This is a genomic window from Streptomyces sp. NPDC056361 (genome assembly GCF_042262805.1).
Classification (GTDB): Bacteria; Actinomycetota; Actinomycetes; order Streptomycetales; family Streptomycetaceae; genus Streptomyces.
On record NZ_JBHJQI010000064.1, the window covers coordinates 31518 to 45991 of the forward strand.

The following is a 14474-nucleotide window of genomic DNA, read 5'->3' on the forward strand; positions in this document are numbered from 1 at the left end:
GCCGGACCATCCGGCCGCGCGCCACCAGTTCCAGGGCGGTCGCGGCGGCCACGGCCTGTACGGCGAGCAGGGCGATGAGGACGAAGAGCTGAACGGCGCCCGCGTGCAGCGGTGACGCGCCGCCGAGCAGCATGCCCACGAAGGCCCCGGGCAGGGTGACGAGACCCACCGTGCGGGTCTGGTCCATGCCGGGGAGCAGCGCGTCAGCCGCGGCCGGGCGCGCCACTTCGAGCCGCGCCTCCCGTTCGACGAGCCCGATCGCCAGGCCCGCCTCCACCTCGCCCCGCCGCGTCTCCAGTTCGTCGAGCGCGCGCCGCCCCGCGAGGACGGTGGCGGTGAGCGCGCCGCCGACGAGGATGCCGGTGACGGGGACGAGCGTGACGCCCTTGACCGGTACGAGCCCGGTGGCGACGAGCGCGAGGACGACGGGGGACACGGCGGCGGCGATCGGCACGCCCGCCCACCACCAGCCGGGCCCCGGCGCGGGGACGACCCGGCGCCCGGCCGTCCGTACCGCGACCGCGTACATCAGCAGCAGGAAGCAGAGCAGCAGCGGTACGGAGCGCACGACCCACCCGATGACGAGCGAGACGGCGACGAGTTGGACGGCGGCCCGGCCGCCGGCGAGGAGGGTGTCCCGCGCCCGGCCGAGGCGGGTGACGGCGACGACGGCCGCGGCGAGGGCGAGCAGGACGGCAAGAACCGCCGCGAAGGTGACGTTCACGTCCAGAAGCACGTGTCAACCCTAGGGCGCCGGACGGAATCTGGCGCTCCATCAGAGACGCCACACCCCTTGATGTGACGTGCCCATGTCGCCACTCTGTTACCTGGCGCATCCCGCACGGACACCTCGCGCCGCCACGATGACCGGGCCGCCGCCCGGCAACCCACGGGGACGGCGGACATCCAAGGTCCCCACACCTCAAGGGAGTTCCCATGCCCGTCAGCAAGATCTACGCGCGTCGACTCGCCGTCCTCGCCAGCTCCGCGACCCTTACCCTCACCGGTCTGCTCACCACTGCCCCGGCCGCCCAGGCCGCCATGCCGACCCCCGTGAGCGCCGCGACGGCCCGCACCTACCTGGCCGCGCTCACGGTGAAGGCGGAAGGTTCCACCTCGGGCTACAGCCGCGACCTCTTCCCGCACTGGATCACCCAGTCCGGCACCTGCAACACCCGCGAGACCGTCCTCAAGCGCGACGGCGTGAACGTCGTCACCGACTCCAGCTGTGCCGCGACCAGCGGCAGCTGGTACTCGCCGTACGACGGCGCCACCTGGACCCTCGCCTCCGACCTCGACATCGACCACATGGTCCCGCTCGCCGAGGCGTGGCGCTCGGGCGCCAACACGTGGACGACCGCCCAGCGCCAGGCCTTCGCCAACGACCTGACCCGGCCGCAGCTCATAGCCGTCACGGACAACGTCAACCAGGCCAAGGGCGACCTCGACCCGGCGAAGTGGCTCCCCTCGGTGACCTCGTACCGCTGCACGTACACCCGCGCCTGGGTGCAGGTGAAGTACTACTACAACCTCAGCGTCGACTCCGCCGAGAAGAGCGCCCTGCAGTCCGTCCTCAACGGCTGCTGACCGGACCGCCCCTGAAGCCGCGTCAGTGGCGCCCGGGCCGGACGCGCGGTGACGGCCGCCGGGGAGTGAACATCACCACACGCTCCCCGGTGGCTGAATGTTGAACTTGCAAGTACTAGTGAGGGGTGCCTAACCTTACGGCCTCATCGGTTTCCGTCCCCCATACCCCGTTCCCCACGGACGGGGTCAGGCCGAAGGAGTTCCCCCATGTCCCCCGCGCACACCCCTGCCCCGCTCGCAGGCCGCCTGAACCAGGCCCAGCCGTACGCGCTCGGCCTCTTCCGCATCGTCGTCGGCCTCCTCTTCGCCTGCCACGGCGCCTCCTCCCTCTTCGGCGTCCTCGGCGGCGCCATGGGCGGCGGCGGCACGGTCCCGGCCGGCACCTGGCCCGGCTGGTACGCGGCCGTCATCCAGCTCGTCGCCGGCGTCCTCGTCCTCGCAGGTGTCGGCACCCGCAGCGCCGCGTTCCTGGCCTCCGGCTCGATGGCCTACGCCTACTTCAAGGTCCACCAGCCCGAATCCCTCTTCCCCCTCCAGAACGGCGGCGAGGGCGCGGCCCTCTTCTGCTGGTCCTTCGCCCTCCTCGTCTTCACCGGCCCCGGCGCCCTCGCCCTCGACCGCCTCTTCGGCGCCCGCACCGCCACCGGTGCGAAGACCCGCGACGAGCAGGAGCAGCAGGGCACGCCGGTCGCGGCCTGAGCGAGCACGCCCCAGACCTGTCCGGCCGACCAGGACCGGACAGCCCCGGCGCGGCCTTCGCCGCGCGGCCGGGCACACCGCGCACGGCCCGCGTGAGGCCCGCTACCGGTACGGGCCGGAAACCGCAGCACGGTTTCCGGCCCTTTCCGGCCCCCGCCCGCCATGCCCCACCGCGCCGCCGGTCGAGGTCCGGTCGATCGCCGGTCGCCCCCGCCCGCCGTCCCCCACCGCGCCGCCGGTCGATCGCCGGTCGGCTCCCGGCACCCACCCGGCGGGCGGGTCGGCGGGCCCGCGTAGGCTCTTGCCCTGTGAATCTGCTCGACAGCCTCGGCTCGCTGCGGTCGTTGACCGCCGGCCCGTGGATCTACCCGGTGGTGGCGGCGTCGATCCTGCTCGACGTCTTCCTGCCCGTGCTGCCGAGCGGCTTCCTCGTCATCACCGCCGCCACGGCGGCGGCCACGGCCACCGCGACCTCCACCGACGTGCCGTCCCTGCTCCCGCTGCTGCTGTGCGCGGCCACGGCCTCGGTGCTCGGCGACTTCCTCGCGTACCGGCTGGCCCTGCGGGGCGGCGCGAGGCTGCACCGGGCGATAGCGCGCTCGCGCCGCCTGAGCGTGGCGCAGGAACGTCTCGGCACGGCGCTGGCCCGGGGCGGCGGCCTGCTCGTCGTCCTCGCGCGCTTCGCCCCCGCCGGCCGCTCCGTGGTCTCGCTGGGCGCGGGCGCGGCGAAGCGGCGGATCGAGGAGTTCCTGCCGTGGTCGGCGCTGGCGGGCGTGACCTGGGCGTCGTACAGCGTGGGGCTCGGCTGGCTGGGCGGTCAGTGGCTGGGCGCGACCTGGTTCAGCGCGGGGGTGTCGACCCTCGCGCTCTTCCTCGCGGGCGGCCTCGCCGCGTACGTCATACGGCGTCCGGCTGCGGCTCCCGCTCCTGCCTCCTGACACCGGAGTGCGCCCCGCGCACCTCCAGGCCGTCCAGGAGTCTCGCGGTGGCCTCCGCGATCTCGTCCACGGCCCGCTCGAACACCTCCCGGTTGTGGGCGGCGGGGGCCCGGAAGCCGGACACCTTGCGGACGTACTGCAGTGCGGCGGCCCGGATGTCGTCCTCGGTCGCCTCCTCGGGCAGCACGGGCGGGCGGAGCGTCTTGATGCTTCGGCACATGCCTCCAGTGTGGCGCGCGCCACTGACAACCGACGAGCCGCCGGCCGGCCCCGGACCGGTCACCCCCCGAAGCCGCGCCGGCTCCGTGCGTTGATCTCGGCGGCGCGTGCGCGCAGCTCGCGCAGCGGTGTGGCGGGCTGTACGTCGAGGGGCTCGGCCTCCCACTCGGCGCCGCCGTGGACGGCACGGATCAGAAAGCGCCCGGAGACGCTCTCCACATAGAAACCGACCCGCCCCGTGGCGGTGTCGCGGACGAGGTCACCGACCTCGGGCAGTGGCTGCACGCATCCCCTCCGTCCCGAATCCCGAATTCTGGGGAGAACCAGAGAAGCCGCACGGCCCCGCCCTGTCAACGTATCTCTAGAGATGTCCCCCGATGGATGGATCGACCGGGCGGGACGGCGTACGCGTGTGCACCCTGGCCGGGGGGTGCGCCGTAGGGTGTCCGGCAGATGAAGGGAGTGGTCCACCCGTGACTGACCAGGACAGCGCCCGCCGGCCCAAGTACCAGCGCATCGCCGACGAGTTGAGAACCGCGATCCAGTCAGGCGCCTTCGCGCCGGGCGACCGGCTCCCCGGCGAGAACGACCTCATGACCACGTACGAGGTGGCCCGGATGACGGCCCGCCAGGCCCTCTCCGTCCTGCGCAACGAGGGACTGGCCGAGGCCCGCAAGGGCGCCGGCGTCTTCGTCCGCGTCTTCCGCCCGCTGCGCCGCCGGGGCATCCCCCGCCTCTCCGGCGACCAGTGGGGCAGCGGCCGCTCGGTCTGGTCGGCCGACGTCGAGGACCGCGACCTGGTCGTCGACCAGATCGAAGTGGGCGAGACGCGGGCGGGCGCCCGGGTCGCCGGGGCGCTCAACCTGGCGCCGGGCGCACCCGTGTGCGTCCGCAGCCGCCGCTTCGTCCTGGACACGAAGCCGGTCCTCCTCTCGGTCTCGTACCTCTCCGCCGAACTCGTCCGCGGTACGCCCATCACCCAGCCGGACACCGGCCCCGGCGGCACCTACGCCCGACTCACCGAGCTCGGCCACCGCCCCGTGCGCTTCCGCGAGGAGATCCGCTGCCGGATGCCGACGGCGGACGAGTCGGACCGGCTGTCCCTCGCCCTCGGCACACCGGTCGTCCTCATCGGCCGCACGGCCTTCACCGGCCCCGGGGTGGCCGTGGAGCTCAACGAGATGACCCTCGACTCGTCCTCGTACGTCCTGGAGTACGACTTCGACGCATGACCCCGAAGCCCGCCCGCGGGCCCGGACGGCCCACCGGGCGTGGCCGAACGGCCCACCGGGCGCGGCCGACCCACTGCGGGCGGCCGACCTACGGCGGGCGGACGCCCCACCGCGCGCGGGCGTTCTACGGCGCGCGGACGACCTCGAACCGCGCCCCCGGGTCGGCGTGAAGGACCTCCCCGGGGAACTCGGCGGCGGCGAGCGCGACCGCCTCGGCCGGCGCCGTCCCCGGCCCCACGTGGGTCACGACGAGCCGACCGGCACGGGCCTCCGCCGCGCTCCTGCCCGCCTGCGCGGCGGAATGGTGCCCCGGCACCTCTCCGTCGGCCTCGCAGACGAACAGGTCGCAGTCCCGGGCGAGTTCGACGAGGGACGGACACGGCTCGCAGTCCCCCGAGTAGACGAGCGAGCGCCCCTCCGGGTCCTCGACGCGCAGCGCGAAGGCGGCGGGACCGCCGTGGTCGACCGCCCTGGACCGGAGCGTCAGCCCGCCGATCCGGGCGACGTGCCCGTCGTGCAACTCGCTGACGGCGAAGGCCTTCTCGACGGGGCTGCGCTCGGCGCCGTTGGTGAGGAAGCCGGCGAGCCGGTCGGCGATGCCCGCCGGCCCGAGGAGGGGGACGGGCAACTCGGCGTCGAGCCCCGCGTACACGAGACCGTAGAAGGCGGTCAGGAGATCGGCGCTGTGGTCGGCGTGCAGATGGGAGATCCACACGGCGTCGACGTCACCGAGGCCCGCGTACCGCTGGAGCTCCCCGAGCGTGCCGCTCCCCGCGTCCACCCACACCCGGACGCCGCCGCCCTCGACGAGATATCCGGAGCAGGCGTTGCCCGGCCGGGGGAAGGGGGTGGCGGACCCGAGGACGGTGATCCGCAGTGCGTCACTGGCCATACGACGAGTCTAGTGAGACATGTGGGGGCGGAGTGAAGAGCGTGCGTATTGTGTGTGTCCTCCGGGCCCCATCGGCGGGCGCCCGGAAGGAACTGAGGGACTTTCATGCTTCGTCGCACCCGCACGTACGCCGCCGTGACCGCCGCCGCCGCAGCCGGCATCCTGCTGCTGCCCTCGCAGGCGCAGGCCGCCGGCTCGGTCCACCTGTACAAGATCTACTACGACAGCCCGGGCACGGACAACCGCTCCAACACCAGCCTCAACGCCGAGTACGTGCAGATACGCAACACCACCGGCGCCGGGGTCAACCTCCGGGGCTGGACCGTCACGGACGCGTCCAACCACAAGTACACCTTCGGGAACTTCGTCCTCGGCAAGGGCAAGATCGTCACGGTCCACACCGGCCGCGGCACCAACAGCGCCGCGCACGTCTACCAGAACCGCGCCGCCTACGTGTGGAACAACGACCGCGACACGGCGACCCTCCGCAAGTCGAACGGCACCCGCGTCGGCGCCTGCTCGTACAACTCGACGCGCTACGACTACAAGTGGTGCTGACCCCGCCCACTCCGTGACACACCACGACCCCGGGACGCGCCGACCCCGGGGCTCGTGGCACCACGCCCGCCGGAGCCCGAACCTGCCAGAGCCCGAGCCGGCCCGGATCAGGAACTCTCCGCCTCCTGCCGGGCGGCGGGGACCCCGTGCTGCTGCACGTCCGCGCTGACCTGCCCGCCGAGCGTCATCACGTTCAGCGTCGCCGAGTTCTCGTTGGCGATGGCCTTCTCGACCCGGGCGACCAGCACGGAGAACGCCTCCCGCTTCGGCAGGTTGTGGTACGGACCCACCTTGGCCTCGAAGTACACCCGCTCGTGGCCGAGGAGTTGCTCGGTCGAGCGGTAGTTCTTCCACTGCTCCCGGTACCGGTACACGCTCTCCAGCGACACCGCGGCGACGACCACCACGCTCAGCACCGTCGCCGTGACCCGCGCGAACGGCAGGTCCAGGTTCACGAACACCGGCACGAGCGCCCCGCCGACGACGGACACGGTCCGCATCCGCAGATGCATCGCCTTCATCCGGGTCGCCTTGACGTCGTACCACTCCTGGTACTGCGACAGCCTGCTCTCGATGTACCGCTGCGGCGTCATCTCGCCACCCTGCACGCCCGTTTCGGGCGCATCCCCCACCTCGACCATGTCCCGGAGTAGACCCGCCCCGCCGAACTCCCGTCAACTCGCCGCCCCACCACCACTCCCGCCCCACCACCGCTCCCGCCCCGCCACCACTCCTGCCCCTCCCCGCACGCACTCTCCCCGCACCGCCTCCTCGCACGCACTCTCCCCGGCATCGCCCCCCCCTCCCGAACGCGCCCCTCCACCCTGCTTCCGCCCCCTCCCCCGCGCCACTCCCCCGCACCCCCGCCCGACCTCGTACGGTCACCACGCCACCACCCTTCGCGACCGAACCCCCAGCGATCCTCGACCGCGCGGTGAGATCCCTGTCCCGGCATGACTTCCCCACCGATCCCGTCGGAAAGTGCGGAAGGACCCGAAGGCGGAGCCCTGCTCCACCGGCCCCGCCGCCGACCTATGCCGGAGGATTACGTGAGCCCAGACCGTGAGCCGAACACACCGGACAACCCGTCCGCCTCGTACACCGTGGCCGTCGTCGGAGTGGGGGCGGCCGGCACGCTGACCGCCGTCCACCTCTGCGAGACGGCCGCGCGCCGCCGCACGCCCCTCGACCTCGTCCTGATCGACCCGGCCCCGGAGGCCGGCCGGGGAGTCGCGTACGCCACCCAAGACCCAGGCCACTGCCTCAACGTCCCCACTGGCGGCATGAGTTGCTATACGGATGACCCGGGGCACTTCACGCGCTGGCTGTGCCGGCACGGCGAACCGACCGTCACGGCGGCCGACTTCGCGACCCGGTACCGGTACGGCGCGTACCTCGCCGACACCCTCGCGCAGGCGATCGTGCGGGCACACGGGGTGGTGTCCGTCCGACGGCTGCGCACCCGCGCCGAGGGGTGCGACGGCGCACCGGACGGCCGGGTGGCGCTCCGGCTGGCCGACGGGACGGAGCTCACCGCCGACGCGGCCGTCCTGGCCACCGGCCCCGCCGGGCCGACGGGGGGCTGGGCGCCCGGGGAACTGCGGGCGTCGTCCCGCTTCGTCGCCTCGCCGTGGACGAGCGGTGCGCTGGACGGGCCGCTGGCGGACGACGCCGATGTCCTGCTCGTCGGTACGGGGCTGACCGCCGTCGACCTGGCCCTCACGCTCGACCGCCCCGGACGCACGGTGCACGCGCTGTCCCGCAGCGGACTGCTGCCGCAGTCGCACGCGCTGACCCCGGCCGGTCCGATGCCCGCGCCGGAGGGGCTGTACGGGGCCTCCCTCGACCAGCTGCGCCGGACGGTGCGCCACCACGTCGCCCGGTCGATGCGCCTGCACGGCGACTGGCGGCCCGCGCTGGACAGCCTGCGGCCGCACACCGCGCGCCTGTGGCAGGGCCTCACGCCCGAGGAGCGCAGCGAACTCCTCGACCTGGACGGGGCGTTGTGGAACACGCACCGCCACCGGATGGCGCCCGCGACCGCCGAGTCGGTGGCCCGCGCCCGTAACGCCAAACGCCTGGTCCTGCACGCGGGCAGCGTCACGCGGGCCGCCGGCCGCCCCGACGGTTCCCTGGACGTGGGGCTCTCCGGCGACCGCGAGCTGCACGTGGGCTGGGTGATCGACTGCACGGGCCCGGGCAGGCGCCCCGACGGGCCGCTGTGGACGTCCCTCCTCGCGTCCGGTGCGGCGCTACCGGGTCCGCTCGGCATGGGCGTGGCCACCCTCGACGGGCGGCTCCTCGCCGCCGAGGGGCGCACCGGCCTGCCCGTGTACACGCTGGGCGCGCCGCGGCGCGGCGAACTGTTCGAGACCACCGCGGTCCCCGAGATCCGCGTCCAGGCGGCGACCCTGGCCCAGACGCTCCTCGCGCCGCTCTCCCCCAGGCGCCGCTCGACGCGCCGCCCGCTCGACGGCCACGGTCTCGCCCTGTCCACCCACGCGGAGGCGGCCGCCGCGTACCGCACCGGTCTCGACCGCATCCTGAAGGTCCGGGCGGGCGCGGAGGACGCGCTCCGGCGGGCCGTGGCCCTCGACCCCGGGTTCGCCCTCGGGCACGCGGCGCTCGCCCTCCTCGGCCACGAGTGCGGCGCGGCCGTCGACGTACCGCGGGCGCTGGCGGAGGCGCAGCGGTGTGCCCGCGAGCGCGCCGACGAACGGGAGCGCTCCTTCGTCGAGGTCGTCACCCGCCGCGTCCACGGCGAGAACGGCGACACCGCGCTCGTACGGCACCTCGAAGCGCATCCGGCCGACGCGCTGGCGCTCGCCGCGGCCGTACCGACCATCGCCTTCTCCGGCGTCGACGACCTGGACGACGACTACGCCCTGCGCCTCGTCGAACGCACCTCACCCGCGTACGACGGGCACTGGTTCCACACCTCCCTGCTGGCCTTCCTCCGCCAGGAGCAGGGCCGCCTCCACGAGGCCGGCGAACTCGCCCACCGCGCCCTCGCCGCCGAACCCTCCTCCGGCCACGCCGTCCACGCCCTCACCCACGTCCACTACGAGACCGGCACCCACCAGGCGGGCCGCGACTGGCTCGAACGCTGGGTCGCCGGCCGTGGTCGCGGCGCCGTCCACCGGGCCCACTTCTCCTGGCACATCGCCCTGCACGAACTGGCCCTCGACGACCCCGCCGCCGTCCGCCGCCGCTGGTTCACCCAGCTCGCCCCCGGGCGCGTCACCGGCGTCCGCGCCCTCGTCGACTCGGGCTCCCTCCTCTGGCGCGCCCGCCTCAGCGACAGCTGGCGCGGCGAACTCCCCACCGCCGACGTCCTGGACTCGGTCGAGGCCGACGTCCTCGAACGCCCCGCCACCGCCTTCACCGCCCTCCACTCCGCCGTCACCCTCACCGCCGCCGGCGACCTCCCCGCCCTCCGCCGCCTCCGCGACCACGCCGCCGGCGCCGACGAGGTCCAGCGCGACATCATCGCCCCCCTCTGCGACGCCTTCACCGCCCTCGTCGAAGAGCGCTTCCACGACGCCGCCCTCGGCCTCGACTCCCTCCTCCCCACCCTCCGCCGCGTCGGCGGCAGCTCCGCCCAACGCGAGGTCGTCGAGGAAACCCTCCTCTACGCCCTCACCGCCGACGGCCGCTCCGACGCCGCCCGCCGCCTCCTCGACACCCGCCTCCAACGCACCCACTCCCCCCGCGACCACCGCCTCCTCTCCGAACTCCCCACCTGACCCCCCACACACCACGACGGTGAAGTCCCGCACCCAGTACGGAGTACGGAGTACGGGACTTCACCGTCGGCTACGAACCACCGAGACCCACATCCCCTCACTCAGCGGAGGAGGCTCACCCCCAGGGCCGCCAAGGCCGTCAGAACCGTCAGCGCCACACTGAACGCCCCACCGGCACGCAGCGCGGCCGCCGCCACCGACGCACCGTCCATACGCGCCAGAAGTCCGGCCAACGCAGCGGCCAGAGCCGCGACCAGTCCCGCGACGAGGGTGACCAACACGAGCAGACCCAACATGCCGGCAGACGAGTTCATGGGCTTCCTTCCGATGCAGCGAACCGTTGCCCCAGACGTTGAGCCGAATCGCGTGCAGCGGTGTTCACCCTGAACGATGATGAACAGATCGGTACGGGCGGGCGGGGGCAAGGTTGGACGCAGCGAACCCTCAGGACACACAGCCGGACCCCGGCACGGCACTCGACCGACTGGCCGCTCGCCTCAGACACCTCCGCGCCGCACGACGCATCGCCGTCACCGCCTTGGCCGGCCGGGCGGGCCTGAGCCGAACGACGGTGAGCAAGGCGCTGAACGGCGCCTCCGTACCCACGGAAGAAACCGTGATCGCTCTGGCACAAGCCCTGAGCGTCCCCTCGGAACCACTCCTGAACCTGCGGTCCCAAGCCGTTTCGCTCGCGAGCACGACTGGGACTGGGACTGGGACTACGACCGGGGCCACGACCACGGCGAAGGCGACGACGGCAACTACGCCACCGGCACCGGCACCGACTCCAACTGAAGGCGAAACCCTCTTCGAAGGCAGATACCTTCAGTACATCGAGAACCGATGGAAGCAACTCTCCATCATCGGCCTGGACATCAGGCACCCCGAAGGAACGTCCTGGCCACTCGACGTGGCCTACCTGAGCCTCAGCCTGGGCGACACCGACGACCCCTTGGAACCGCGAGACCCGGCCACGGCGTTACGACGGTCGTCCAACGGCATTCGGATCGAGCAGGCCCTCTCCGAGCGGCGCCGCATCCTGATTCGCGGCCTCGCCGGCTGCGGCAAGACGACACTCCTCCAGTGGCTCGCGGTCAGCACGGCACGCCGGAACCTGCCTCAGGAACTGACGCACCTGAACGACTGCGTTCCGTTCCTCCTCCGCCTGAGAACACTGACGAGAATCGGGCACCTGCCCCGACCCGCCGCCTTCCTCAAAGCAGCCGGCTGCCAATTCGCCGACGATCAACCGTCCGGCTGGGTCGACAACGTCCTGGCACGCGGCCGAGGACTCATCCTCATCGACGGCGTCGACGAAGTCGCGCTCGAATACCGCAACGCCACCAGGGAATGGCTGGAAGAACTCTTCGCCTCGTATCCCGAGAACCATTACGTGGTCACCACCAGGCCTTCCGCGGTCCGCGAGGGCTGGCTGTCCCACTCCAGCGTCGGCGAACTGTCCGTCCACCCCATGAACCCCCGAGACGTCTCGGTCTTCATCGACCGATGGCACAGCGCGGCGGCAGCAAGCGGAGCCGAAGCGGAGCGCACCCACCTCCTCGAATTGCGGGAGAACCTCAAGGACGCCGTCCGTTCCCAACGAGGCCTCACCCAGCTGGCAACCTCTCCCCTCCTCTCGGCCCTGCTCTGCGCACTCCACAGAGACCGACGCGGACACCTCCCCCACGGCCGCATGGAGCTGTACGAGGCAGCACTCTCGATGCTCCTGCACCGCCGCGACCGGGAGCGGGGCATCGATTCGGACCCCGTCAAGCTGAGCGAACGCCAGTCCATCCGGCTCCTGCAACGACTCGCCTACTGGATGGTGGACAACGGCCAGGCCGAAATCAGCCGCCACGACGCCGTCCACCACATCACCGACGCCCTGCCGAGCCTCCCGGAAGTCGCTGCACAAGGATCCGCCGAGACGATCCTGAACCACCTCGTCGACCGCAGCGGACTCCTTCGCACGCCGGACGCCGACAGCATCGATTTCGTCCACCGCACGTTCCAGGACTACCTGGCCGCCCGGTTCGCCGTCGAGCGCAGAAACTTCGGATCCCTCGTCAGCCACGCCAACGACGACCGCTGGGAAGACGTCATCCGCATGGCCGTCGCCCACGCAAGCCCCACCGACGCCCAGCAACTACTGCGCCGCCTCATCTCCCGCGGCGACCGCCACACCTCCAACACCGACGGCCGACACAGACTCCACCTACTCGCCGCCGCCTGCCTCGACTACGCCGCCGAACTCGACCCCGCCACCCGCCAGGAAGTCCGCTCCCGCGCCGAAGCCCTCATCCCACCGAAGAACCAAGCGGAAGCCGACGCCCTCGCCAAAGTGGGCCCCGTAATCCTCGACCTCCTCCCAGGCCCCGACAACCTCGACGACTCCGAAGCCGAAGCCGTCGTCCACACCGCCGCCCTCCTCGCCGGCGACCCGTCCCTGACCCTCCTGAAGCAGTACCGCCACTGCGTCAAGGGCCAAGTACCGCACTACCTACAAAAACAATGGAACCGCCACGACATCGCCGACTTCGCCCGCGAAATCCTCAGCCACAACCCCGGCCTCGACTCCCTGACGATCAGCAACCCCGAACAGCTCGACGAACTGTGGCGACTCGACCTCCCTCGGTCGATCTGCTTCGAAGGCGACTTCACAACGGAGCACATCACCTCCCTCCCAAATTCCACAGAAGTAGAAGAACTAACCCTCAGCTACAACTCCAAACTAAAGAACTTCGACTTCCTGGACGCCTACCCCCAACTCCACGACCTCACCCTCGACATCTGCCGCAGACTCACCGGTGCCCCCACCCTAAACCGCTCCAACATCACCTCCCTATCCGTATGGAAATCCCCCCAACGATTCCTCCAAACCCTCCCCTCACTCACCAACCTCCGCCGATTCTGGATCAACTCCGACAGCGGATCACTGAGCCTGGCGGACTTCCTCCCCGAATCAGAATTGACTGACGTCTACCTCGGCCCCCTGAGCTGTAGCTCCCTCAGAGGAATCAGCCACTGGTCCACACTCACCGACTTCGCCATCGCCGCCCAATACCCAGTAGAGAACGCCGAAGAACTCACCGCCCTACCCCACCTCACCGAACTCGACATCCAAGGCTCCGCATCCCCCACCCTCCTCAGAGACATCCCCCTCCTCGAAAACGTCAGCACCCTAAGAATCTTCTGCAGAGAACCCATCGACCTCACCCCCCTACCGACCAAATTCCCCAGCCTCCGCCACATCCGCCTCACCTGCCCCGAAGCCACCGGCATCCCCACCCTCAACGAAATCCCCCACCTGTCGGTCCACCTAGAAACGGGCCCAGATACCTAACGGCACCACCCACCCCCTCACCCACAACCCCGATCACCCGCCCCCGCAGCACACCAACCCCGCAGGCACCGCCCACATCCACAGGAGGCCCTCCTGGCCCCACCATCCACCAGCGCGCCACGAGGCACATACACGCAAAAAGGCCCCTCGCCATGATCGGCGAGGGGCCTTTTGCACTGGTGGGCGCGGACGGTTTCGAACCGCCGACATCTGCTTTGTAAGCTCGTGCGGAGTGCTCTCAACGAGGGCGGGTCGCTGGTAATCACTGCCACGGCAGCTCGCATGCGACCGCTGTCATCCGTCGCCGTTGATGTCAGTTTTGGATGTCAGCCGGCCCCACTTGGTGGCCCGCTATCGCTTCTTCCGGAGCTTCCGCATCTTGGCTTCGGCTTCCTTCTTCTTCCGCTGCTCGACTCCGTACGGGGACCACGGTCCCTGGTGCTTGGAGCACCGCGAGGTACCCGTGATCGCCTTGTTTTGGCAGCGGCCTCCGCTCTGGGTAGGAGCACCGCACTTCGGCTGAACCATCCTGTCCCCTTCGTCGTCGGACGCTGGAATGCTTCCAGCGCTCGCCGTAGAGGGGGAGGCGCAACCGCGGAGGACGGCAGCACGCCGACAGCACAGGACCCGGAGAATGGGTTCAGACTTCTTCCGCCGTGCCGACCGGCCGCCCGGATGCGCACTGCCCGCCTGCCTCCAGCTCCCCGCCCTCCAGGGCCGCGATGGCCTTCCGCCGCCATCGGCCGACCACGACGGACACGACCACCAGCAACACGAGAGCCGCAATAGGTGCGCCCCAGACCAGAGCACCGATGGCGAAACCGAGCGACTCCATGACTCCCTCTTGTGTGGTGGTCCGTCAGCGATTGATCGGGATCTCGTAGACGATCTCGCACAGGGCAGCGGGCACGACGATGTCCGCCGTCTCCACGGGCCGCCCCTGGTCGCTGTAGTAGGTCCGCCGGATGTGCGTGACGAGGGCTGCCTTCTGGATGCCGAGGAGTGAGGCTTCCTCGGCGGTGGCCTGCCGCGGTTCGGGCTGCTCGACGGCATGGCTCACGGCGACGCCGATCTCGGCCATCCGGTTCACGACACCGGCGCCAGCGTGCGGCCCACCCTCAGGAAGGACGACGAGGGTCCCGCCAGTGAGGTCGTACGGCTCCCAGCTCGTCGACAACTGCACGGGCCGCCCGTCGGCGAGGAACTCGTACACAGTCCGGACGCACAGTTCGGCCTCACCGATCCCGAGCCGCGCAGCGA

15 protein-coding genes are annotated in these 14474 nt (G+C 71.4%); 7 read left to right on the forward strand and 8 right to left on the reverse strand.

Translation table 11 applies throughout. The features are described from left to right. Positions 1–736 (reverse strand): ABC transporter permease (locus ACFCY7_RS21530; protein WP_376487420.1); only part of this gene is annotated, 736 nt, incomplete at its 3' end. A gap of 200 nt (positions 737–936) precedes the next feature. Here ACFCY7_RS21530 and ACFCY7_RS21535 point away from each other — a divergent pair. The 3 genes from ACFCY7_RS21535 to ACFCY7_RS21545 all read left to right on the forward strand — a co-directional run bounded on the left by ACFCY7_RS21535 (position 937) and on the right by ACFCY7_RS21545 (position 3224). Next, positions 937–1587, forward strand: coding sequence for an HNH endonuclease family protein (locus ACFCY7_RS21535; protein WP_376487421.1), 651 nt, complete (start codon positions 937–939; stop codon positions 1585–1587). Between the two features lie 207 nt (positions 1588–1794). Continuing rightward, a complete protein-coding gene (locus ACFCY7_RS21540) occupies positions 1795–2286 on the forward strand; it encodes a DoxX family protein (protein ID WP_376487422.1) in 492 nt (163 codons plus the stop codon). A 314-nt stretch (positions 2287–2600) separates the two neighbouring features. Beyond that, on the forward strand, positions 2601–3224 hold the full coding sequence (locus tag ACFCY7_RS21545) for a DedA family protein (protein WP_376487434.1): 624 nt from the start codon (positions 2601–2603) through the stop codon (positions 3222–3224). Here the strand turns inward: ACFCY7_RS21545 and ACFCY7_RS21550 are convergent. After that, entirely contained in the window at positions 3184–3444 is a 261-nt protein-coding gene (locus ACFCY7_RS21550; protein ID WP_376487423.1) for a DUF2277 domain-containing protein, read from the reverse strand. The genes ACFCY7_RS21545 and ACFCY7_RS21550 overlap by 41 nt on opposite strands. Before the next feature lie 59 nt (positions 3445–3503). Continuing rightward, complete coding sequence (locus ACFCY7_RS21555) at positions 3504–3728, reverse strand: hypothetical protein (protein ID WP_017239080.1); 225 nt, start codon at positions 3726–3728, stop codon at positions 3504–3506. 188 nt (positions 3729–3916) lie between these two features. Here ACFCY7_RS21555 and ACFCY7_RS21560 point away from each other — a divergent pair, with 188 nt between their 5' ends. Next, entirely contained in the window at positions 3917–4675 is a 759-nt protein-coding gene (locus tag ACFCY7_RS21560) for a GntR family transcriptional regulator (RefSeq protein ID WP_376487424.1), read from the forward strand. 124 nt (positions 4676–4799) lie between these two features. On the opposite strand, the gene ACFCY7_RS21565 is transcribed toward ACFCY7_RS21560, so the two are convergent. Continuing rightward, the gene (locus tag ACFCY7_RS21565; protein ID WP_376487425.1) at positions 4800–5567 is read right to left on the reverse strand and encodes an MBL fold metallo-hydrolase; all 768 of its coding nucleotides are present in this window, start codon (positions 5565–5567) and stop codon (positions 4800–4802) included. A gap of 105 nt (positions 5568–5672) precedes the next feature. Between ACFCY7_RS21565 and ACFCY7_RS21570 the strand changes: the two genes are divergently transcribed. Further along, a complete protein-coding gene (locus ACFCY7_RS21570; protein WP_376487426.1) occupies positions 5673–6125 on the forward strand; it encodes a lamin tail domain-containing protein in 453 nt (150 codons plus the stop codon). Positions 6126–6232: 107 nt separating this feature from the next. On the opposite strand, the gene ACFCY7_RS21575 is transcribed toward ACFCY7_RS21570, so the two are convergent. Then, on the reverse strand, positions 6233–6718 hold the full coding sequence (locus ACFCY7_RS21575; RefSeq protein ID WP_376487427.1) for a DUF4231 domain-containing protein: 486 nt from the start codon (positions 6716–6718) through the stop codon (positions 6233–6235). 441 nt (positions 6719–7159) lie between these two features. On the opposite strand from ACFCY7_RS21575, the gene ACFCY7_RS21580 reads away from it, so the two are divergent. Continuing rightward, positions 7160–9871 carry an FAD/NAD(P)-binding protein gene (locus ACFCY7_RS21580; RefSeq protein ID WP_376487428.1) on the forward strand — a complete coding sequence of 904 codons (2712 nt, stop codon included), beginning with the start codon at positions 7160–7162 and terminating at the stop codon, positions 9869–9871. Positions 9872–9972: 101 nt separating this feature from the next. Here the strand turns inward: ACFCY7_RS21580 and ACFCY7_RS21585 are convergent, their stop codons facing one another. Continuing rightward, positions 9973–10185: a hypothetical protein gene (locus tag ACFCY7_RS21585; protein ID WP_376487429.1), complete on the reverse strand. Its 213-nt coding sequence runs from the start codon at positions 10183–10185 to the stop codon at positions 9973–9975. Positions 10186–10298: 113 nt separating this feature from the next. Here ACFCY7_RS21585 and ACFCY7_RS21590 point away from each other — a divergent pair, with 113 nt between their 5' ends. Next, on the forward strand, positions 10299–13214 hold the full coding sequence (locus ACFCY7_RS21590; protein WP_376487430.1) for an NACHT domain-containing protein: 2916 nt from the start codon (positions 10299–10301) through the stop codon (positions 13212–13214). Between the two features lie 640 nt (positions 13215–13854). Here ACFCY7_RS21590 and ACFCY7_RS21595 read toward each other — a convergent pair. Both ACFCY7_RS21595 and ACFCY7_RS21600 read right to left on the reverse strand, forming a co-directional pair. Beyond that, on the reverse strand, positions 13855–14049 hold the full coding sequence (locus ACFCY7_RS21595) for a hypothetical protein (RefSeq protein ID WP_376487431.1): 195 nt from the start codon (positions 14047–14049) through the stop codon (positions 13855–13857). Positions 14050–14073: 24 nt separating this feature from the next. Then, positions 14074–14474: UTRA domain-containing protein (locus ACFCY7_RS21600; RefSeq protein ID WP_376487432.1), on the reverse strand; the 401-nt coding region annotated here is incomplete at its 5' end.